The organism is Streptomyces sp. NPDC005706 (genome assembly GCF_040631045.1).
GTDB lineage: Bacteria > Actinomycetota > Actinomycetes > Streptomycetales > Streptomycetaceae > Streptomyces.
Genome location: NZ_JBEXYS010000005.1, coordinates 82,330 through 105,097, shown reverse-complemented (window position 1 = coordinate 105,097; position 22,768 = coordinate 82,330). Strand labels below are relative to the sequence as shown.

At 72.0% G+C, this 22,768-nt stretch carries 11 protein-coding genes, 1 tRNA gene and 1 pseudogene; 10 read left to right on the top strand and 3 right to left on the bottom strand.

Annotated features, from left to right (window positions below; translation table 11 throughout):
* Window positions 1-185: 185 nt before the first annotated feature.
* From ABZ478_RS11720 to ABZ478_RS11680, 9 genes are all read left to right on the top strand, one after another.
* Entirely contained in the window at window positions 186-2,591 is a 2,406-nt protein-coding gene (locus ABZ478_RS11720) for a sodium-translocating pyrophosphatase (RefSeq protein ID WP_359547735.1), read from the top strand.
* Window positions 2,592-2,786: 195 nt separating this feature from the next.
* Window positions 2,787-3,410: a small secreted protein gene (locus tag ABZ478_RS11715; RefSeq protein ID WP_359547733.1), complete on the top strand. Its 624-nt coding sequence runs from the start codon at window positions 2,787-2,789 to the stop codon at window positions 3,408-3,410.
* A 168-nt stretch (window positions 3,411-3,578) separates the two neighbouring features.
* Window positions 3,579-5,129, top strand: coding sequence for a class I SAM-dependent methyltransferase (locus ABZ478_RS11710; protein ID WP_359547731.1), 1,551 nt, complete (start codon window positions 3,579-3,581; stop codon window positions 5,127-5,129).
* A gap of 283 nt (window positions 5,130-5,412) precedes the next feature.
* Window positions 5,413-5,610, top strand: a complete 198-nt coding sequence (locus ABZ478_RS11705; protein ID WP_359547730.1) for a hypothetical protein — start codon at window positions 5,413-5,415, stop codon at window positions 5,608-5,610.
* Window positions 5,611-5,867: 257 nt separating this feature from the next.
* Window positions 5,868-8,711: a type I DNA topoisomerase gene (topA, locus tag ABZ478_RS11700; RefSeq protein ID WP_359547728.1), complete on the top strand. Its 2,844-nt coding sequence runs from the start codon at window positions 5,868-5,870 to the stop codon at window positions 8,709-8,711.
* A gap of 162 nt (window positions 8,712-8,873) precedes the next feature.
* Window positions 8,874-12,152, top strand: coding sequence for a dTMP kinase (gene tmk, locus ABZ478_RS11695; protein WP_359547726.1), 3,279 nt, complete (start codon window positions 8,874-8,876; stop codon window positions 12,150-12,152).
* A 176-nt stretch (window positions 12,153-12,328) separates the two neighbouring features.
* Window positions 12,329-13,534, top strand: coding sequence for a DNA polymerase III subunit delta' (locus ABZ478_RS11690; protein WP_359547723.1), 1,206 nt, complete (start codon window positions 12,329-12,331; stop codon window positions 13,532-13,534).
* A 97-nt stretch (window positions 13,535-13,631) separates the two neighbouring features.
* Window positions 13,632-15,257, top strand: a complete 1,626-nt coding sequence (locus tag ABZ478_RS11685) for an alpha/beta hydrolase (protein ID WP_359547721.1) — start codon at window positions 13,632-13,634, stop codon at window positions 15,255-15,257.
* A gap of 107 nt (window positions 15,258-15,364) precedes the next feature.
* A tRNA-Thr gene (locus ABZ478_RS11680) sits at window positions 15,365-15,441 on the top strand.
* 43 nt (window positions 15,442-15,484) lie between these two features.
* Here the strand turns inward: ABZ478_RS11680 and ABZ478_RS11675 are convergent.
* From ABZ478_RS11675 to ABZ478_RS11665, 3 genes and pseudogenes are all read right to left on the bottom strand, one after another.
* Window positions 15,485-15,945, bottom strand: a pseudogene (locus ABZ478_RS11675) (tyrosine-type recombinase/integrase); the annotation flags it as partial.
* An 88-nt stretch (window positions 15,946-16,033) separates the two neighbouring features.
* Window positions 16,034-18,199: a tetratricopeptide repeat protein gene (locus ABZ478_RS11670; protein ID WP_359547719.1), complete on the bottom strand. Its 2,166-nt coding sequence runs from the start codon at window positions 18,197-18,199 to the stop codon at window positions 16,034-16,036.
* 18 nt (window positions 18,200-18,217) lie between these two features.
* Entirely contained in the window at window positions 18,218-18,652 is a 435-nt protein-coding gene (locus ABZ478_RS11665) for a hypothetical protein (protein WP_359547717.1), read from the bottom strand.
* 800 nt (window positions 18,653-19,452) lie between these two features.
* On the opposite strand from ABZ478_RS11665, the gene ABZ478_RS11660 reads away from it, so the two are divergent.
* Entirely contained in the window at window positions 19,453-22,767 is a 3,315-nt protein-coding gene (locus ABZ478_RS11660) for a BTAD domain-containing putative transcriptional regulator (RefSeq protein WP_359547715.1), read from the top strand.
* Window position 22,768: the final 1 nt, after the last annotated feature.

The following is a 22,768-nucleotide window of genomic DNA, read 5'->3' as shown; positions in this document are numbered from 1 at the left end:
TCAAGCATCAATGTGGCCGTCAATGCCTTTGAGGCGTTACCGCTTTCGGGTTCATGGCGGGGGCTCGATCATTTGCTGAAGAGCGCGAGAAGGCGAATTCCGTTTCCCGTCCCCTGTTTAGATCACTCCGGGGTACCTACAATCCGTCCACATCTTGAGCTCAGCCCAAGCGTCAAGGAGGACGAATGGCGGGGCTTTCTACCCCTCATCAGTTTGGCCACCCCACAACCCTCGCGGCCGCGGTACTCACGGACGACAACCGGATCATCGTGGCGGTGATCGCGGCTGTCGCCCTGGCCGCGCTCGCGGTCGCAGGCGTCCTGGTGCGCCAGGTGCTGGCGGCGGGCGAGGGCACCGACAGCATGAAAGAGATCGCCGGAGCGGTCCAGGAAGGTGCCAAGGCGTATCTCGCCCGGCAGTTGCGCACGCTCGCCGTATTCGCCGTCGTCGTGTTCTTCCTGCTCCTGCTGCTGCCCGCGGACGACTGGAATCAGCGTGCCGGACGATCGGTGTTCTTCCTGATCGGCGCGGTGTTCTCGGCGACCACCGGCTATATCGGCATGTGGCTCGCCGTGCGCAGCAATGTGCGCGTCGCCGCCGCGGCCCGGGAAGCGACCCCGGGCGAAGGCGAACCCGAAAAAGATCTCACCACCGTCTCGCACACCGCGATGAAGATCGCGTTTCGCACGGGCGGCGTCGTCGGCATGTTCACGGTGGGGCTCGGCCTGCTGGGCGCCTCCTGCGTGGTGCTGGTGTACGCGGCCGACGCGCCGAAGGTGCTGGAGGGCTTCGGCCTCGGCGCCGCCCTGATCGCCATGTTCATGCGCGTGGGCGGCGGTATCTTCACCAAGGCCGCCGACGTCGGCGCCGACCTGGTCGGCAAGGTCGAGCAGGGCATCCCGGAGGACGACCCGCGCAATGCCGCGACCATCGCCGACAACGTGGGCGACAACGTCGGCGACTGCGCGGGCATGGCGGCGGACCTGTTCGAGTCGTACGCGGTCACCCTGGTGGCCGCGCTGATCCTCGGCAAGGCCGCCTTCGGCGACTCAGGGCTCGCCTTCCCGCTGCTGGTGCCCGCCATCGGTGTGCTCACCGCCATGATCGGTATCTTCGCGGTCGCGCCGCGCCGGTCCGACCGCAGTGGCATGACGGCGATCAACCGCGGCTTCTTCATCTCGGCGGTGATCTCCCTCGTACTGGTCGCGGTCGCGGTCTTCCTCTACCTGCCCGCGAAGTACTCCGACCTGAGCGGCGTCACCGACGCGGCGATCCGCGCCAAGGACGGCGACCCACGGATCCTCGCCCTGGTGGCGGTGGCGATCGGCATCCTGCTCGCCGCCGTGATCCAGCAGCTCACCGGCTACTTCACCGAGACCAACCGCCGCCCGGTCAGGGACATCGGCAAGACCTCCCTCACGGGCCCGGCCACCGTCGTCCTCTCCGGCATCTCGCTGGGTCTGGAATCGGCCGTCTACACCGCGCTGCTCATCGGGCTCGGCGTGTACGGCGCGTTCCTGCTCGGCGGCACCTCGATCATGCTCGCGCTGTTCGCGGTGGCCCTGGCCGGCACCGGCCTGCTCACCACGGTCGGTGTGATCGTCGCCATGGACACCTTCGGGCCGGTCTCGGACAACGCGCAGGGCATCGCCGAGATGTCCGGTGACGTCGAGGGCGCGGGCGCCCAGGTGCTCACCAACCTGGACGCGGTCGGCAACACCACCAAGGCCATCACCAAGGGCATCGCCATCGCCACCGCCGTCCTCGCGGCATCGGCGCTCTTCGGCTCGTACCGGGACGCCATCACCACCAACGTGCAGGACGTCGGCGCGAAGCTCACCGGTCCCGGCTCACCGATGAGCCTGTCGCTGGACATCTCGCAGCCCAACAACCTCGTCGGCCTCATCGCGGGCGCCGCGGTCGTCTTCCTCTTCTCCGGACTGGCCATCAACGCCGTGTCGCGTTCGGCCGGTTCGGTGGTGTTCGAGGTGCGGCGGCAGTTCCGTGAGAAGCCCGGGATCATGGACTTCACCGAGAAGCCCGAGTACGGCAAGGTCGTCGACATCTGCACCAAGGACGCCCTGCGCGAGCTGGCCACACCCGGTCTGCTCGCGGTCATGGCGCCGATCTTCATCGGCTTCACGCTCGGCGTCGGCGCACTCGGCTCCTACCTCGCGGGCGCGATCGGCGCCGGCACGCTGATGGCGGTGTTCCTCGCCAACTCCGGCGGCGCCTGGGACAACGCCAAGAAGCTGGTGGAGGACGGCCACCACGGCGGCAAGGGCAGCGAGGCCCACGCCGCCACGGTGATCGGCGACACGGTCGGCGACCCCTTCAAGGACACCGCGGGGCCGGCGATCAACCCGTTGCTGAAGGTCATGAACCTGGTCTCGCTGCTCATCGCGCCCGCGGTGATCAAGTTCTCCTACGGTGACGACAAGAACCTCGGCGTGCGGATCGGGATCGCGATCCTCGCGCTGCTGGTCATCGTCGTCTCGGTGTACGTCTCCAAGCGGCGCGGGATCGCCGTCGGCGACGACGAGAGCGCCGAGCGGGTCTCCAACTCGCCCGACGCGGCAGTGGTTTCGTAGCCCCCTTCCACCGGGTCTGCGCAACGGGCGGGCGGGCGGCACGTGTTGACGTGCCGCCCGCCCGTCGCGTGTGCGGTGCCGCCCCGGCCGTGAGCCTTCTCTCCCATGGTGCAAAGAATCACAAAAGCAGACTTCCGGGGCCTTCGGCATGTGGGGGGTGTCGGTATGCCGTGTAGATTCCGGGGGCCGAGAGCCATGGAAGGGACCGATCCGGTGAACAAGAAGCTCACGGCCGCACTGTCCGGCGGTGCGGTACTGGTAGTGGCGTTGTCGGGATGCAGCGGCAGCAAGGACAGCGGGCCCGACCCCAAGCTGGTCGCCTGGGCCAAGACGGTCTGCGACGCGGTGCCCGGGCAGGACGCCAAGATCAGGGAGGCGAACGCCTCGATCGCCAAGATAGCCACCGACAGCAACCTGCCGCCCAAGACCGCCAAGAGCACGTACGCGTCGGCCTTCCAGGACATGGCCGACGGCTACAAGGGGCTGGCCGCCGCCATCAACAGCGCCGGAGCGCCTCCCGGGGTCGAGGGCGGTGCCAAGCGGCAGAAGGACGCCGCCAAGAACCTCGCCGGCCTCGCCACGGCCTACGGCGACCTGAAGAAGAAGGTCGACGGGCTCGACACCAAGGACCAGGGCAAGTTCGCCAAGGGCCTGCACGAGGTCGCCGACCAGACGAAGCAGATCGGCGAGCAGAGCAACAGCGGCACTGAGGCGCTGAAGCGGCTGGAGCAGGGCGATGTGAAGGAGGCGATCGCCAAGCAGCCGAGCTGCAAGGTCGCCGCATCGGGTTCCGCCACCGCGTCGGCCACGACCGGCTGACCCCGGCGACCGGCCGACCGCCCGAAAGACGGACGTCGCGGGCGGCCGGACGGCATCCGTGGCCGGCCCGCACCGGTGCCCGACACGCACCCCGGGCCGGCGGACACGGTCGGCCCGCCCGCCGCGCTGAGGCGGCCCCGGCCGGCCGCGCCGGGCCACAATGGGGACGTGACTGACTCCGGCCTCGCCCCCCTGCCCGCAACCGACCGGCCCGACGTCGCCGCACGCCTGCGCGACGCCCTGCTCGCCGCCTCCTTCACCGCCGACGGGCTGCTCGATCTGCTCGGCGCCCCCGCCTACGCGGCGCTGGCCCGCAGCGAGACCGTGCCCGCGCTCCGGGCCACCCGCGGCGACAAGCCGCTGGAGACGCTCGTACGCCTCTTCCTGCTCCAGCAACCGGTGCCGTACGCGCGCGTGGCGGCCGTTCTGCCCGTCGCGGAGGCGCTGGAGGGCGGCTGGCTCAGGTCCGTGGCCGGTGACGAGGTCGCCGCGACCGTGGACGTACGGCCCTACGGCGGCCCCGACGGCGAGGACTGGTTCATCGTGTCCGACCTGGGCTGCGCGGTCGGCGGCGCGGGCGGCATCGGCCGGCGGGACGAGGGAGTGGTCCTGGGCGTCGGCGGCGCCTCCATGACCCTGGCCGGCATCACCGTGCGCACGCCCGTCGCCTCCGCGCTCGACCTCGGCACCGGTTCCGGCATCCAGGCACTGCACGCCTCCTCGCACGCCACGCGCGTGACGGCGACCGACGTCAACCCGCGCGCGCTGCACATCACCGCCCTCACCCTGGCGCTCTCCGGCGCGGCCGCCGCGGACCTGCGCGAAGGGTCGCTGTTCGAGCCGGTCCGGGACGACGAGACGTTCGACCTGATCGTGTCCAACCCGCCGTTCGTGATCTCACCTGGCGCCCGGCTGACGTACCGCGACGGAGGCATGGGCGGGGACGATCTGTGCCGCTCGCTCGTTCAGCAGGCGGGGGAACGACTCAGCGAGGGCGGGTTCGCGCAGTTCCTCGCCAACTGGCAGCACGTCGCGGGGGAGGACTGGCAGGACAGACTCAGGTCGTGGGTGCCGCGCGGGTGCGATGCCTGGATCGTGCAGCGCGAGGTGCAGGACGTCACGCAGTACGCCGAGCTGTGGCTCAGGGACGCCGGGGACCACCGCGGCGACCCGGCGGAGTACCAGGCGCGCTACGACGCCTGGCTCGACGAGTTCGAGGCGCGCAAGGTCAAGTCGGTCGGCTTCGGCTGGATCACCCTGCGCAGGACCGGGGCGGCGGAGCCCTCGATCACCGTGGAGGAGTGGCCGCACTCGATCGAACAGCCGCTCGGGGAGGCGATCCGGGCGCACTTCGACCGCCTCGACTACCTCCGGGACCACGATGACGCCGCCCTGCTCGAAGGCCACTTCGCGCTGACCGCCGAGGTGGTCCAGGAGCAGGTCGGGCTGCCCGGCGCGGAGGACCCCGAGCACGTGGTGCTGCGTCAGCACCGCGGTATGCGCCGTGCCACGAAGGTGGACACGGTCGGCGCGGGCTTCGCCGGCGTGTGCGACGGCACGCTGAGCGCCGGCCGCATCCTCGACGCGATCGCCCGGCTCGTCGGCGAGGACCCGGTCCTGCTGCGCGACCGCACCCCCGCGCAGATCCGGCTGCTGGTCGAGCAGGGCTTCCTGGAACCGGCGCGCCGGCCGGACACGGGGCGCGACGGGTCGCGGTGACGGGAGCGCGGTCACGTCCACGCCCCGCTGCCGTACCACCGCTCCCCGGGCCGTCGTAGCCGCGTCCGGACCGCCGTCGTATGCCGGTGGCACAGGCCGGAACGCGCCGGTGCCGGTAAAACGGCCGGAAAAATACGGGTGCGGTCCGGGCGGGGCGCGTTCGTGCCCGCGTTCGAAGGCTCGGGGACCTTCCGTTCACCCCGATGTCGCCCGCCGGTCTCCCGCGCGTGCCACCCTCCCCGCGCTGGGTACGGCGGACGGCGCGGAAGGGGCGGGCGGGGTCATGGAGAGCGGATCGGCGATCTTCGCCGGAGTGGTGTTCGCCCTGTTCGGGGGCGCCCTGCTGGTGTGGACCGGCACCCGGGTGCGGCACCGTCAGCCGGTCGCCCAGGGTGTGAGCCCGGTCGCATCGGCGGCCCTCGCCGGTGCCGTCGCGGTCGTCGCGCTGGGCCTCGCCGGGTACTGCCTGTCCCGCCTCTGACGTCGGCGGCCGTGGTACCGCTCCGGTAATAGGAGCGTCACGCTCCGGACAGCGGAGCGGGGGCGGCCGAGGAGTCCGGGCGGCAGGAATGCCGGTAGTCGGGTTACCGTTCGAGTGGCCGTTGTGGGCTTTTCCCGTTTGACACGGGGGCGGGATGTACCGTCACACTCCGCAGCGTCACACGAGCCAGAAGCGCGCCGCGACCCCGGAACGAAGGCCGGGGGAGTGGCCGGCGTCGACCGGAGAGAAGAGCGAAGTTGTCCCCGACCAGCGAGACCGCACAGGGCGGCCGCCGACTCGTCATCGTCGAGTCGCCTGCCAAGGCGAAGACGATCAAGGGCTACCTGGGCCCCGGCTACGTAGTCGAAGCGAGCGTCGGGCACATCCGCGACCTTCCGAACGGTGCCGCGGAGGTACCCGAGAAGTACACCGGCGAGGTGCGCCGGCTCGGCGTGGACGTCGAGCATGACTTCGAGCCGATCTATGTCGTCAACGCGGACAAGAAAGCCCAGGTCAGGAAGCTCAAGGACCTGCTGAAGGACTCGGACGAGCTCTTCCTCGCCACCGATGAGGACCGCGAGGGCGAGGCCATCGCGTGGCATCTCCTGGAGGTCCTCAAGCCCAAGGTCCCGGTCAAGCGGATGGTCTTCCACGAGATCACCAAGGACGCGATCCGCGAGGCCGTCGCCAACCCGCGCGACCTCAACCAGCGCATGGTCGACGCCCAGGAGACCCGCCGCATCCTCGACCGCCTCTACGGCTACGAGGTCTCGCCGGTCCTGTGGAAGAAGGTCATGCCGCGTCTGTCGGCGGGCCGCGTCCAGTCCGTCGCGACCCGGCTCGTCGTCGAGCGTGAACGCGAGCGCATCGCCTTCCGTTCCGCCGAGTACTGGGACCTGACGGGCACCTTCGCGACCGGCCGCGCCGGGGACTCGTCGGACCCGTCGTCGCTGGTCGCGCGTCTGCAGACCGTCGACGGCAGGCGGGTTGCGCAGGGCCGCGACTTCGACTCCCTGGGCCGGCTGAAGAGCGCGAACACCCTGCACCTCGACGAGGCGAACGCCCGCGCCCTCGCCGCCGCGCTGGAGAACACCCGCTTCTCCGTGCGCTCCGTCGAGTCCAAGCCCTATCGCCGCTCGCCGTACGCCCCGTTCCGTACGACGACGCTGCAGCAGGAGGCCAGCCGCAAGCTCGGCTTCGGCGCGAAGGCGACGATGCAGGTCGCCCAGAAGCTGTACGAGAACGGCTACATCACGTACATGCGTACGGACTCCACGACGCTGAGCGACACGGCCGTCGCGGCCGCCCGCGCCCAGGTCACGCAGCTCTACGGCGCCGACTACCTGCCGGACCGGCCGCGTACGTACGCCGGCAAGGTCAAGAACGCGCAGGAGGCGCACGAGGCGATCCGGCCCTCGGGTGATCGTTTCCGCACCCCGGCCGAGACCGGCCTGACCGGCGACCAGTTCAAGCTCTACGAGCTGATCTGGAAGCGGACCGTCGCCTCCCAGATGAAGGACGCGACCGGGAACAGCGTGACCGTGAAGATCGGTGGCACCGCCGCCGACGGCCGGAACGTGGAGTTCAGCGCGTCCGGCAAGACGATCACCTTCCACGGCTTCCTCAAGGCCTATGTCGAGGGTGCCGACGACCCGAACGCCGAGCTGGACGACCGCGAGCGCCGGCTGCCGCAGGTCGCCGAGGGCGACGCGCTGTCCGCCGAGGAGATCACGGTCGACGGCCACGCCACCAAGCCCCCGGCCCGCTACACCGAGGCCAGCCTGGTCAAGGAGCTCGAGGAGCGGGAGATCGGCCGCCCGTCGACGTACGCGTCGATCATCGGCACGATCCTCGACCGCGGCTACGTGTTCAAGAAGGGCACGGCCCTGGTGCCGTCCTTCCTGTCCTTCGCCGTGGTCAACCTGCTGGAGAAGCACTTCGGCCGGCTCGTCGACTACGACTTCACCGCCCGCATGGAGGACGACCTCGACCGCATCGCCCGCGGCGAGGCGCGTGCCGTGCCGTGGCTGAAGCGGTTCTACTTCGGTGAGACCGTGCCGGACAGCGGCTTCGCCGCGGGCGCGGCCGACGCCGGCAACGGCGACGGGGACCACCTCGGCGGCCTCAAGGAACTGGTCACCGACCTGGGCGCGATCGACGCGCGCGAGGTGTCCTCCTTCCCGGTGGGCAACGACATCGTGCTGCGGGTGGGCCGCTACGGCCCCTACATCGAGCGCGGCGAGAAGGACACCGAGCAGCACCAGCGCGCCGACATCCCGGCCGACCTGGCGCCTGACGAGCTGACCGTCGACCTGGCCGAGGAACTGCTGGCCAAGCCGAGCGGCGACTTCGAGCTGGGCACCGACCCGGTGAGCGGCCACCAGATCGTCGCCAAGGACGGCCGCTACGGCCCCTACGTCACCGAGGTGCTCCCCGAGGGCACCCCGAAGACCGGCAAGAACGCGGTCAAGCCGCGGACGGCCTCCCTCTTCAAGTCGATGTCGCTGGACACGGTGACCCTCGACGACGCGCTGCGGCTGATGTCGCTGCCGCGGGTCGTCGGCGCCGACGCGGAGGGCGTGGAGATCACCGCGCAGAACGGCCGCTACGGCCCCTACCTGAAGAAGGGCACGGACTCGCGCTCGCTGCAGGCCGAGGAGCAGCTCTTCACGATCACGCTGGACGAGGCGCTGGCGATCTACGCCCAGCCGAAGCAGCGTGGCCGGGCCGCCGCCAAGCCCCCGCTGAAGGAGCTGGGCGAGGACCCGGTCTCCGCCAAGCCGGTCGTGGTCAAGGACGGCCGCTTCGGGCCGTACGTCACCGACGGGGAGACCAACGCGACCCTGCGCTCCGGCGACAGCGTCGAGACGATCACCCCGGAGCGCGGCTTCGAACTGCTCGCCGAGAAGCGGGCGAAGGGCCCCGCGAAGAAGACGGCGAAGAAGGCCACCGCGAAGAAGGCCGCTCCCGCGAAGAAGACCACCGCCAAGAAGACGGCGGCGAAGAAGACGACGGCGGCCGCGAAGAAGACCACGGCCAAGAAGACGACCGCGAAGAAGGCGACGGCCTCGAAGGCGACGGCCTCGGGCACGGAGGACTGACAGCCCGCCGGGCCGCCGGCCGGACCGTCACTCCGGCCGGCCCCGGCTTCGGTCAGGGTTCCGGCTTCGCGAAACGAACGCCCCGGCATCACTTTGATGTCGGGGCGTGCACACGTCAGGAGTGGTGGGTGTGGTGTCGGCGCCTGCGGATAGGCTGAACGCATGACGCGAGCCGAGCAGCCAACGGCCCCCACGCCAGCACCGGACGACGCCCTGGTCGCGGACTCCCGCGAGCGCGCCGTCCGCTCACTGCTGCGCCGACCGCAGGTGAAGCGCCTGTGGAGCGCGCAGCTCGTGAGCGGTGTCGGTGACTGTCTCGCCCTCCTCGTGCTGATCGTCCTGGTCCTCCAGGCGGCCGTCGCCGAGGGCTCCTTCGGCGGGGGGTACCGGGGCGCGGCGTTCGCAGTGGCGACCGTCTTCGCGGCGCGCATTCTCGCCACCCTGCTCTTCGGCGCCGTCCTCCTCGGCCCGCTGACCGCGCTCACCGCCCAGGAGGGCCCGCTCGACCGCCGCTGGACCATGGTCGGCACCGACGGCCTGCGGGTCGCGCTGCTGATCGTCGCGCCCCTGTGGATCGACTGGATCCCGGACAACGCGCTCGCCGTCCTGCTGGTGACCGTCTTCGTCACCGGCGTCGCCGAGCGGCTGTGGACGGTGTGCCGGGAGAGCGCGGCCCCCGCCCTGCTGCCCGCCCCGCCCCCGGAGGGCGCGACGGTACGCCCGCTGCCGGACCACCTGGACGCCCTGCGCCGGCTCGCGCTGCGCACCGCCTTCCTGGCCGTCCCGCTGGCCGCCGCCGTCCTGGTCGCCGCCGCCCTGCTGAACAACCTGCTCGGCACCGGCGTGGCCTGGTTCGACCAGCACCAGGCGGCCCTCGCCTCCTATGTCGCGGCCGGCCTGTTCGCCGCGTCGCTGTCCGTGCTGACCTCCCTGGAGCTGCCGGACACGCGCACCCCCCGCGCGCGGTCCCCGCTGGAGGGGCTGCGCCGCCCGCGCACCGGCACCGGCGTCGACAAGGGCCGCACCGGCGCCATCCCGCTGCTCGTCCCGGCCTGTGCCGCCGTCGCCGGAGCCATCGCCGCCGCCGTCGCGGTGTGCGTGCTGCACGCCAGGGACCTGGGCGGCGGCCCGGTCCTCTACGGCCTGCTGGTCCTCGGCCTGACCGGCGGAGTCGCCGTCGGCATTCGCACCGCGCCCTCGGTGCTGCCGTCGCTCTCGCGCCGCCGGCTCCTCGCGCTCGCCATCGCCTTCACCGGCGTCGCCCTGCTGGTCGCCGGGCTGGTCCCGGACGTCACCACCGTGCTGCTGATCGTCACGCTGGCCGGCGTCGGCGCGGGCATCGCCGCCAACACCGGGCACGCCCTGCTCGACCAGGAGACCGAGGAGTACCGCAGGGCACGCACCACCGAGCACCTGCACGCGGTCGTACGGGTCTTCATAGCGCTCGGCGCCCTGATCGCTCCCGTCGTCGCGGGGCTCATCGGCCCGCACCGGCTGGAGAACGGCAAGTTCGTCTTCGCGCACGGCGGAGCCTCGTTCACGCTGATGCTGGTCGGCGCGCTGCTGCTGCCGGTTGCCGTGATCGTCCTGGCCAAGGCCGACGACCGCTCGGGCGTCCCGCTGCGGCACGACCTCAAGGACGCGCTGCTCGGCGGCGACGACCCGGTCACCGCCCAGGCGGCGGGTGGTTTCTTCATCGCCCTGGAGGGCGGCGACGGCGCCGGCAAGTCCACCCAGGCCGAGGCCCTCGCCGAGTGGATCCGGGCCAAGGGCCACGAGGTCGTGCTGACCCGTGAGCCGGGCGCCACCCCCGTCGGCAAGCGGCTGCGCTCGATCCTGCTGGACGTGTCCTCGGCCGGCCTGTCGCACCGCGCGGAGGCGCTGCTGTACGCGGCCGACCGCGCCGAGCACGTCGACACCGTCGTACGGCCCGCCCTGGAGCGGGGCGCGGTCGTGATCTCGGACCGGTACATCGACTCTTCCGTCGCCTACCAGGGCGCGGGCCGCGACCTGTCCCCGACCGAGGTCGCCCGCATCAACCGGTGGGCCACCAACGGACTCGTCCCGCACCTCACCGTCCTGCTGGACGTCTCGCCGGAGGCCGCCCGCGAGCGGTTCACCGAGGCCCCCGACCGCCTCGAGTCGGAGCCGGCCGAGTTCCACGCGCGCGTACGGGCCGGTTTCCTCACCCTCGCCGCCTCCGACCCCGGCCGCTACCTGGTCGTGGACGCCGGGCAGGAGCCCGAGGCCGTCACCACCGTGATCCGGCACCGGCTCGACACCGTGCTGCCGCTGTCCGAGGCCGAGATCAAGGCCCAGGAGGAGGCGCGGAAGAAGGCCGAGGAGGAAGCGCGCCGCAAGGCCGAGGAGGAGGCGGCGCGCAAGGCCAAGGAGGAGCGCCTGGAGCGCGAGCGCCAGGAACAGCTCGCCAAGCTGCGCGCCGAGGAGGAGGAGCGCAAGCGCCGCGAGCTGGAGGAGGCGCAGCGCCGTGAGGCCGAACGGCAGGCGGAGGAGGCCCGGCAGCGGGCCGAGGAGGCCGCCCGCCGGGCCGAGGAGGAGCGGCAGCGGCTGCTCGCCGAGGAGAAGGCCCGCGCCGAGGAGGAGGCCCGCCGCCGGGCCGAGGAGGAACGCCGGCGCCGGCAGGCCGAGGAGGAGGCGCGGCTGCGCGCCGACGAGGAAGCGCGGCAGGCCCGGCTGCGCGCCGAGGAAGAGGCACGGCGCCTGGACAAGCAGCGCAAGGCCGAGGAGGCGCTGCTGCGCGCCGAGGAGGCACGCCGGCAGGCGGCCGAGGCGGCCAAGGCGGCCGACACCGCGGCGCGCCGGCCCGGTACGCCGCAGCCGAAGGTCCCGGGCATGACGCCCGACGAGGCGACCGTGGCGACGCCGGTGGTCTCGCCGGGCGCGGCGGAGACGGTGCCCACTCCCGTGGTCTCGCCGGGCAACGACGACACGGCGGTGCTGCGACCGGTGCGCGAGGAGCGGGCCGAGGACGCGCGCTCGGCGGGCCGCACGACCGACTCCGAGGTGACGGCCGAGCTGCCGCAGCCGCCGGCCCCCTCCGGCGCCGCCGACGAGACGGCCGTACTGCCGCCCGTCCCGTCCGGTGCCGCCGACGAGACCGCCGTACTGCCGCCGGTGCGGGACGACGACCCCGCGCACCGGGTGCCGCCCGGCTACTTCCGGGACGACTCCCGGAACGAGCGGAGCGCCGCCCGTCCCGACGACGGCGAGGACCGCACGCGGGAGATGCCCCAGATCGACGCCGACGGCACACCTCGCCGCCGCCCCCGGCCCGACTGGGCCGAGGAGACCCCGCTGGACGACCTCCCCTCCCTGGCGGACGAACTGCTCGGGTCCTACGACGACCGGCAGCCGGAGCGGGACGAGTCCGGCGACGACGAGCCCCGTGGGCGGCGTGGCCGCGGCGGCCGGCGCGGCTGACAGCGGACGCCGCGGGCCGCATCGCACGGGCCTGCCGAACGGGCGCGCCGAGCGAGGAACACCGGGCGGCGCCCGCCGGACCCCACGGGGTACCGGCGGGCGCCGCCGTCGTTGTCAGTGCCCGCCCGCACAATGGAGGGCGGAACGCGGAGTGTGACGGAAGGACGGCGTGACCCATGACCGTGTGGGACGACCTCGTCGGACAGGACAAGGTGAGCGCGGTGCTCGACGCCGCCGCGCGGGACGCCGACGCCCTCGTCACGGCCGCGGCCGCGGATCAGCCGCCGCCGGAGGCGTCGAGGATGACGCACGCGTGGCTGTTCACCGGCCCGCCCGGCGCCGGCCGGAACCAGGCGGCCCGGGCCTTCGCCGCGGCCCTGCAGTGCGTGAGCCCCGACCGGGCCCTCGGCGGCGCCCCCGGCTGCGGTTTCTGCGACGGCTGCCACACCGCGCTGCTCGGCACCCACGCGGACGTCAGCACGATCGCCGCCGTGGGCGCCGAGATCCTGGTGAAGGACATGCGGGACACGGTCCGCAAGTCGTACACCGCCCCGGCCAACGGCCGCTGGCAGATCATCCTGGTCGAGGACGCCGAGCGGCTGAACGAGAGGTCGGCCAACGCCGTCCTGAAGGCGGTGGAGGAGCCCGCGCCCCGCACGGTGTGGCTGCTGTGCGCCCCCTCGATCGAGGACGTCCTGCCGACCATCCGCTCCCGCTGCCGCCACCTGAACCTGCGCACGCCCTCGGTCGAAGCCGTCGCCGACATGCTCGTACGCCGCGACGGCATCGAACCCGCGGCGGCCGAGGCCGCCGCGCGCGCCACGCAGGGCCACGTGGACCGGGCCCGCCGCCTGGCCACCGACCCCGCCGCTCGCGAGCGGCGGGCCGCCGTGCTCAGGCTCCCGCTGCGGCTGGACGAGGTCGGGTCCTGCCTCAGAGCGGCCCAGGAACTGGTCGACGCGGCCGCCGAGGACGCCAAGCAGCTCGCCGACGAGATGGACGACAAGGAGACCGAGGAGCTGAAGGCGGCGCTGGGCGCGGCCCAGGGCGGTCGGCTGCCGCGCGGTACGGCCGGCGTGATGAAGGATCTGGAGGCCATGCAGAAGCGCCGCAAAACCCGCACCCAGCGGGACAGCCTGGACGTCGCCCTCGGTGATCTCACCGGCTTCTACCGCGACGTCCTCGCCCTCCAGCTCGGTTCCCGGGTCGCGATCGCCAACGGCGACACCGAGGACGCCCTGGACCGGCTGGCCCGCGGCAGCAGCCCGGAGTCCACATTGCGCCGCATCGAGGCGATCGCCGCCTGCCGTGAGGCCCTGGACCGCAATGTGGCCCCGCTGCTCGCGGTGGAGGCGATGACGATGGCACTGCGGGCCGGGTGAGCCGGGCGTACGGTGGTTGACGGACTCCGTCCCCCGTACGGGGCCACGGCTCCGTACGCCGCGTACTCATCACGTCGCTCAGCGTTACGATCGCCTGATGCACACCTGGCCCTCCCTCCGCCGTCCCCAACGGACCGGCCGGACCCGCACCGCACCGCGCGCCCGAACCCGATCCCGGGCGACGGCCCGTGTCACGGGCGCCCTGATCGCGGCCGCCGCACTGCTCGTGTCCGCCTGCTCCGCCGGGAGTTCCACCACGGCGTCCACCGGCGCGGCGGAGGCGGCGCTGGCCGCGCTGCCACGGGCCACGCCCGCGGCGCTGGCCCCGTACTACGGCCAGCACCTGCGCTGGCGGGCCTGCGGTGTCCCCGGCTTCCAGTGCGCCACGATGAAGGCGCCGCTGGACTACGCCGACCCCGGCGCGGGCGACATCAAGCTGGCCGTCGCGCGCAAGAACGCCACCGGCAAGGACAAGCTCGGCTCGCTGCTGGTCAACCCGGGCGGCCCGGGCGGCTCGGCCATCGGCTACCTGGAGCAGTACGCGGGGATCGGCTACCCCGCCGAGGTCCGCGCGCTCTACGACATGGTCGCGATGGATCCGCGGGGCGTCGCGCGCAGCGAGCCGGTCGAGTGCCTCGACGGCCCCCGGATGGACACCTTCACCGAGACCGACGTGACCCCCGACGACCGGCAGGAGACGAACGCGCTGGTCGGGCAGTTCCGCAAGTTCGCGGAGGGCTGCGGTGCGCGCTCGGCGCGGCTGCTGCGGCACGTGTCCACCGTCGACGCGGCACGGGACATGGACATCCTGCGGGCGGTGCTCGGCGATCCGAAGCTGAACTACGTGGGGGCGTCGTACGGCACCTTCCTCGGCGCGACGTACGCCGGCCTGTTCCCGGGCCGGGTGGGCCGGCTCGTCCTGGACGGCGCGATCGACCCCTCTCTCGACTCCCGCAGGATCAACCTGGACCAGACGGCCGGCTTCGAGACGGCGTTCCAGGCGTTCGCCAAGGACTGCGTGACCCGCTCCGACTGCCCGCTCGGCGCCAAGGGCACCACTCCCGCGCAGGTCGGCGACCATCTCAAGGCCTTCTTCCGCAAGCTGGACGCCCATCCCGTCCCGGCCGGCGGCCGCAAGCTCGTCGAGTCGCTGGCCACCACCGGAGTGATCGCGGCGATGTACGACCAGACGGCCTGGGAGCAGCTCCGCGAGGCGCTGACCTCGGCGATGCGGAAGAACGACGGCTCCGGCCTGCTCGCCCTCTCCGACAGTTATTACGAACGCGACGCGAAGGGCCAGTACAGCAACCTGATGATGGCCAACGCCGCGGTGAACTGCCTCGACCTGCCGGCCGCCTTCACCGGCCCCGAGCAGGTGGAGAAGGCGCTGCCCGCGTTCGAGAAGGCGTCCCCGGTCTTCGGCGCGGGCCTGGCCTGGGCCTCGCTGAACTGCGCGTACTGGCCGGTGAAGGCCACCGGCGAGCCGCACCGGATCGAGGCGAAGGGCGCCGCCCCCATCGTGGTCGTCGGCACCACCCGCGACCCGGCGACCCCCTACCGCTGGGCCCGGTCCCTGGCCGCCCAGCTCTCCTCGGGCCGCCTCCTCACCTACGTCGGCGACGGCCACACCGCCTACGGCCGCGGCAGCTCCTGCATCGACTCGGCGATCAACGCCTACCTCCTCGACGGCACCCCGCCGCCCGCCGGAAAACGCTGCTCATAGCCCTCGCACCCGCCCCGGAGTCGCCCGCTCCGAGGCGGGTGCGAAGCACCCCACGAAACTGTGTAGACTTACCGACGTTGCTGATCGCACCATAGTGCGGGCAGCGCGCCGCTTTAGCTCAGATGGCCAGAGCAACGCACTCGTAATGCGTAGGTCTCGGGTTCGAATCCCGAAAGCGGCTCCATCCGAAGCCCAGCCCAGACACCGTCTGAGCTGGGCTGTCTCGTTCAGCGGATGCGGCGGCGGCGCTGGGAACGGGCCGCGCGTGTGCCGGTGGTCTCAGTCTTGGTCTCAGTGGGGCCCGGAATCGGAGGCGCGGGCGGAGGCACGAAGAACTCGCCCATGCGTCGCATGGCGTCCTTCGATAAGTGGGGCCGGCCCTTGACGTACCGCCGGGTCTGACTGATCTGCGTGTGCCGCAGGATCTCCATGATGGTGGGCATGTCGACGCCCAGCTCGTTCAGGATCGTGCCGGCGGTGTGACGGCTCCCGTCGTACAGGCGGCGGTCATCGATCCCAGCCTCCTTAGTAGGTCCTTGAATTCCTCGTAGTCGGTGCGCGGATCCAGTGGCCGGCCGTCCGGGCGGGAGAACACGACATCGTGTTCCTGCCACAGCTCACCGGCGGCCTTCCGTGCAGCCTCCCGTTGTGTCTTGTGGTCGTGCAGGAAGGGAACGAAGACCGGCGGATCGGCACGGCGTTCCGGCTCAGCGATCGGCCTGCCGGAAAGCTGGCGCAGAACGCGACGCTTCCAGCGGAGCCCGGCTTTGCTCGGGCTATCCGGCTTTGGCACGAGATGTCGCTGCTGCTTCGTCGTCGCCAGCAAGGATGTAGGCGGCGGCGGACTGTTCCCATGCCTCCCGAACCTGGGATGGCTCAGCGCCGCTTGCGTTCAGGGTGGTGGCCAACTCAGCCCACGCTTCTCCCACCCGCTCCCAGTCTTCATCCTGAATCAGCATCGCAACCGCACGCTCTCCGGACACGATCGCCTCAGCGTACTGCTCCAGGCCCCGATGGGCGGTGCCAAGGCTGCCCAATACGACGCCTTGGCTGTTGGTGTCCTCGATCTGTTGGAAGAGTTCGAGCGCGGTTCGGAGAGGGGCGAGTGCTTCGGGGTAGCGCTTGAGGTCTTTGAGTGCGATGCCAAGGTTGTGCCAGGCTCCGGCCAAGCCGCTAATGCTGTCGGTCTGTTGAAAGAGTTCGAGCGCGGTTTGGTGGGCGACGAGTGCTTCGGGGTAGCGCTTGAGGTGCGAGAGCGCGGAGCTGAGATTGGTCGAGACCGTAGCTCGGCCAAGGATGTCGTTTGGGTCGACGAGTTCGAGCGCGGTTTGGTGAGCGGCGAGTGCTTCGGGGTAGCGCTTGAGGTTGTCGAGTGCGAGGCCGAGGTTCGTCCAGGCACTGGTGAGATTCTTTGCGTCACCGAGAGCCTGGCAGGCGGCAAGCGCGTGAGCACGGACGGTTATTAGATCGTGGAGTCGCCGTCGCCAAGTCAGGTAGTGGCCGAGGGCGAATCCGAGTGCAAGGGCCGTCCGCGTATGGGCGTGCGCGTGGGTGATAGCCAGGAGATTCTCGCGTTCGGCATCGAACCATGCCAGTGCCTGCTCCCGTCCGTCGAACAGCGTCGGCACCGCCTCACCCGACGGCCTGAGATGAGAGTCGGCTGCTCTGGCGTGGCGGACGTAGTGGTCGGTGAGCCCGGCGCGGGCCTGTTCGTAGCGTCGGCGGGGGACACGGTCACGGCCCATGGTGATGCGAGCCTGTTCCTGGGCGTGGACGCGCAGGAGGTCATGCATGAACCAGCGGTCGCGCGACTGGCTGTTCTGGGTGAGCAGGCGTGCTCGGACAAGCTGTCGCAACAGCGGGGTGACCTTGTCGGCGGGTTGGCCAGTGAGGGCTGCGACGGCCGGAGTGGAGATGTCCGGGCCGGGGTGGAGACCCAGAAGGCGGTAGAAGTCGGCCTCCTGAGGGGAGAGGCGGGTGAGGCATTCGTCGAAGACGGCGCGCAGGTTGCGTTCGCCGTCGTCGAGGCCCCCAAGGCGGGTGCCGGCGTCGGTGAGCATCCGCACGCGCTCGGACAGCGGCTGGTTGGGGTCGTCGGCGAGGAGAGCGGCTGCGATCTGCAGCGCGAGTGGCAGGTAGCCGCAGAGAGCGGCGAGTTCCTCGGCGGCCGCGGGCTCGTCCTCGACTCGCCGGTCGTCGGGGTCGGCGACCTCTAGCCGCTGGTGCAAAAGGTCGACGGCGGCATCCGGCTGGAGAGGGTGGAGGTTGAACAGGCGGGCCCCAAGCCCGGGCAGGGTGTGCCGGGAGGTCACCAGCACTGCGTGGTGACGGGCCGGCAGCAACGGCCGGACCTGGTCCGAGGTCGAGGCGTTGTCCGCCAGGATCAGAAGCCGCTGCTCTTCCCGAGCCAGGGCGTCGAGTTGGGACCGGTAGAGCCCCTCCCGCTCGTCCAGCGTGGGCGGGATGTGTTCCGCCGCGACACCGAGGGCTCGCAGCAGCGCCTCCAAGGCGTCCTCCGGCGGGACAGGGCTCGGGTCGTAGCCGCGCAGGTTCACCAACTGCACCCCTGTGAACCAGCCCTTATCGAGCGCGGCATGTCCCACGGCATGGGCGAGGGTGGTCTTGCCCACGCCCGGCAGCCCCGCGACCGATCCGACCGCCGTACCCGCACCGCTCCCGGGATCGAGCATGGACAGAATTTTGGCGATCTCATCCTCGCGGCCGGTGAACTCCTGCGGCAGACCTGGCAGAGAGTTCAGTGCGGTCGGCACGGCCGCGTACGCCTGCACGTTGATCTTCGTGGTCTGCGTCCCGCTACCGAGTACCTGACTGCGCTCGAACGACGCCCCCGCGAAACTGGTACCAGTGCGTTGTCCCTGCCTGGGACGTTTGTCCTTCTTCCCGCCGCTCTTGCGCTTGCCAGACGTCTTCCTTGCCCCCATGCCTATCCGCCCGTCCCGCTACCGGTTGATCGTGTTGTTCTGCGTGCCGCTGCCGAGAACCTGGCTGTCGGTGAACGTTGCGCTGCTGAAATTGTTGTGTGTGTTCTGCACTGGGGCCTGGCTCTGGGCTTGCTGGACTAGAGCCTGCAGCTCAGCGGCCACCTGCTGCCGCTCCTCTTCCGGGAGCTGCTCGAGGAGCATCTCCAGACGGGTCTGCCAGCGGGTCGCCAAGACGGTCTGCACCCGCTCCGCCTCGGCGCTGTCGCCCGCCGACTCCAACTCGGCCTGGGTCTGATCGAGCCGCTCCAGCTCGGTCTGCTCTCGCCCTGCCTCGCCACGACCGAGGATCCGCGCGACACCGCTACGGATCCCGGCCCACGCATCCGTCCCCGCTGCCTGCACGATCGCTCCGCCACCAGCCGCCGCCACCGCGATCAGTCCCTCGACCAACACGACAACACCCCCGCGCATCAACGGACAAGAAGTTCAGCATAGGACGAGACCCCCCACACGATGAGCCGAACTATCAACCCCGTCCGCCTGCCCCGACGTCGGCGGCCGAGGAGCCGCCAAGCCACGCGATCTGGAGGATGGGGGTGCCCTGGGACCTACTCGTTATGTAAGCAGCTGTGGGCTCATTCGTGGTCTCAAACCGCCCTCGGTCCGGACCCATCCATCGGCGTCCACCGAGCTTCTGCAAGGGCTGTGAGCAGGTTCGACGCCCGGCTCCTGGACTCGGGTGGATGCCCGCAGATCGAGGTCCGACAACTCGTAATGCGTAGGTCTCGGGTTCGAATCCCGAAAGCGGCTCTTCTGGGACCCCGGGTCAGTCATCGACGGATTCGGGGTTTTTCCGTTGCCCCGGCGCGGCGCGGCGCGGCGCGGTGCGTGCGTAGGACCATCGCGACTCTGGCGGCACTCGGACTCACGGTCGCCGGCCCCAGCGCCAAGGACAAGAGGGGCATGTGGGTCGGCCGGGACGTCGGCGACGCGCAGTGCGGCCGAGCGGTCAGCGATGCGGAGAGGGCGGGACAGGACCCCGGCCGTTCACCTCCGCCGACCGGGGTCCTTCTGCGTCCCCGGACCAGGCCTGCGGCGACACTCCCCCGAGTTACGCGTGTGACGCGCGCGCCGTCGGACCGGATCCGATGGAATGATCACATCAGGGCTCGCCAACAGATCGCTAACATGTGGCCAACGGTTCGTCCGCAAGCCGCCGATCGGCCGGCCGGGAGCAGGACCGCGGGAAGGCAGTGGGCAGCGTGAAGCAGCGGTACGAGCTGCGGTTCGGACTGCTGGGGTCACCCGCCCTGTACGACCGACAGCCGTACGAAATTTCGTACGACCCCTGCGCCGGTCCGCACGGCGAACCCCACGGTGATCCCGGCACCCAGGACTATGCCCCCGATGGCGGCGCTGACACCCAGCCGCGCGCCATCGGCAGCCCCAAGGTGCGCGCGCTGCTCGCCGCGCTGCTGCTGGAGGCCGGCCGGGTCGTCTCGGCCGAGTCGCTGAAGGACGCCCTGTGGGGCGGGGCGCCCCCCGTCTCCGCGCAGGCCTCGCTGCACAACCACGTCACCCGGCTGCGCCGGCTCCTGGACGACCCCGAGCGGCTCAGAACCGTGGCGCCCGGCTATCTGCTGCGCGTCGACGAGGGCGAACTGGACGTGCATGTGTTCGACGCCGGGGTCGCCGCGGCACGCGCCGCCCACGCGCGGGGGGACTGGCGGAACGTCGTGTGCGCCGCCACGTCCGCACTCGCGCTCTGGCGCGGCGCTCCGCTCGGCGGGCTCTCCGCAGACCTCGGCGGTCACGCCCTCGTGCAGCGCCTGGAGGAGGCGCGGCTGCTTCTGCTGGAGTGGCGGTACGACGCCGAACTCGCGCTCGGTGGAACACGGTTGGCCGACATCGTGCCGGAGCTGGCGGCGCTTGTCGCCGAGCATCCGCTGCGCGAGGCCTATCACCGCAGGCTCATGCTCGCCCTGCACCGCACCGGCCGGCAGGCCGAGGCCCTCGCCGTCCACCGCGACCTGCGCGCCCGCCTGATCGAGGAGCTCGGCGTCGAGCCCGGCCCGGCGGTCCGCGAGGCCCACATGGAGGTCCTGCGGGAGGTCACGGCACCGGCGCGGGGAGAGACGGGCGACGCGGGAAGCGCCTCTGCGTGCGGTCACGCCCATGCCCCGGCCGGCAGCGGGGCGAACGCCCGTGGCGCTCGCGTACCGGCCGAAGGAGGGCCGGCCGCCCCCACCCTCCGCGGCACACCGGTACCCGCCCGCGGTGGCTCCGGCCCGCAGGGGGCACAGGTGGTCGACGGCGAGGGCGACAGCGGCACCGCCGGCATGGGGGACGCGGGTGGTGCCGGCGCGGCCCCGCGTCCGTCCGAGGACCCGGCGTCCCCCTCGCCCCAGGCCCTCGTCCCGGCACAACTCCCGCCCTCACCGCCTCACTTCACCGGCCGGGCCGCCGAGTCCGACGACCTGCGGCAGGCCCTCGCCGCCCGGGGCGGCCGACTGGCCGTGATCAGCGGTATGGCGGGCGTCGGCAAGAGCGCGCTCGCCCTGCACGTGGCCCACACGCTGCGGGACCGTTTCCCCGATGGCCAGCTCCACGTCAACCTGCACGGCGCCACACCCGGCATGACCCCGCTCACCCCGGCCCAGGCGCTCGTCGCCCTGCTGCGCGACCTCGGTGCCGAGCCCCGGAGCATCCCCGAACACCCGGACGCCGCGGCCGCGTTGTTCCGCTCCCTGCTCGCTCCGTCCCGTGTCCTGCTGATGCTGGACGACGCGGCGAGCGCGGCCCAGGTGCGGCCCCTGCTGCCGGCCGGGCCCGGCTGCGCGGTGATCGTCACCAGCCGGTCGCCGCTGACCGCCCTCGACGGCGCCCGGCGCTTCCCGCTCGACCCGCTGACCGGGGAGGACAGCGCCGCGCTGCTGCGGGCCGTGAGCGGACGCGAGGAACTCGACGCCGGTCACGCCCTGATCGAGCTGACCGGAAGGCTCCCGCTCGCACTGCGGGTGGTCGCCGCCCGGCTGGCCGCCCGCCGCGCCCTCACCCCGGACGTACTGGCCGGACAACTGGCCGCCTCGGGCAGCAGGTTGCCCCACCTGGAGTACGACGACCTGAGTGTCCGCCGGTCCCTCGCCGTCGCCCACGACGCACTCGCCGCCGCCGAACGCGAGGCCGACCGGGACGCGGCCCTCGTACTGCGCCGCATCGGGGAACTCGACCTGCCGACCTACGGCGCCATGCTCGTGGGCCGCCTCACCGGTACCGGCGAGCGCCGCGCCGAGGCGGCCCTGGACCGGCTGGTCGACGTGGCCCTGCTGGAGGAGACGGAGTACGGCCGCTACGCCCCGCACGACCTGGTCCGCGACTTCGCCCGTGAACTGGCCGGAGCGAGCGCCGGGCCGGCCGCCGGCACCGATCCGGACCTCACCGCCCTGCGCTGGTACGCGGCGGCCGCCGAGCGGGTGCTGACCGCCCTCGAGGAGCCCGGCCTCGACCAGGACGACCGCCGCCGGCCCACTTCCGCGCAGCCGCCGGAACACGCGGCGGACGTGGCGTCCCTGCCGGCCTTCGAGTCCGCCGACCATGCCTTCGCCTGGGGCGACATGGAACTGGAGAACGTCGTCGCGCTGGTGGAGCGCAACGCCGGCACGGCCGCCGGGCGCCGGGCCGCCAGTCTCTCCGTGCTGGTCCGGCTGTTCTTCCCCTACGTGCGGCGGCGGGGACGGGTGGCCGAGATGGAGGTGCTGGGGCGGGCCGCGCTCGACGCGGCGCGCGGGCTGGGGGACGCGGCGGCCGAGGCGTACGCGCTGGGCGACCTCGCCGGGCTGCACTTCCTGACCGGCCGGCAGAACGACGCCCTCGCCCTCACCGACGACGCCCTCGCGATCTGGCGGCGGCTGGGCAGGGTCTCCTGGATCCGGCGCAGCCTGAACAACCGCGGGCTGCTGCTGGAGGGGCTCGGCCGGTTCGCGGAGTCCGGTGACGCGCTGCGGCAGAGCCTCGCGTACTCCCGGCAGCTCAACGACCCCTACGGGGAGGCCATCACCCACAGCCATCTCGGCAACCTCTACGAGCACACGGACCCGCGCGCGGCGATCGAGCGGCACCGGCGCTCGCTGGCGATCGGGGAGGCGATCGGCGCGGTCATCGTGCGGCACTCGGCCCACTGCAACATCGGATACGCCCACCTCACCCTCGGAGAACCGGCGGCGGCCGCACGGCACTTCGAGGAGAGTCTGCGCATCCTCGGCGGTCACGGCGACTGGCACGGCGAGTCGCAGACCCGGCTCGGTCTGGTCCGCGCGCTGCGACGGCTCGGCGAGATGGAGCGGGCCGCCCGCGAGTGCGCGGAGCTGCTGCGCCGGGCCGACGCCCGCGCCGACCGCTACATGGGCGGCCTGGCCCGCCACCAGCACGGGCTGCTGCTGCGCGACCAGGGACGGCGGGGGGAGGCACGCGACGTCTGGCACGCGGCCCTCGCGGCGCTGGACGGCACCGACGAGCAGGCGGTCCTGGAGGAGCTGCGGGAGCTGGTGGCCGGCACCCCGGTGTGCTGAC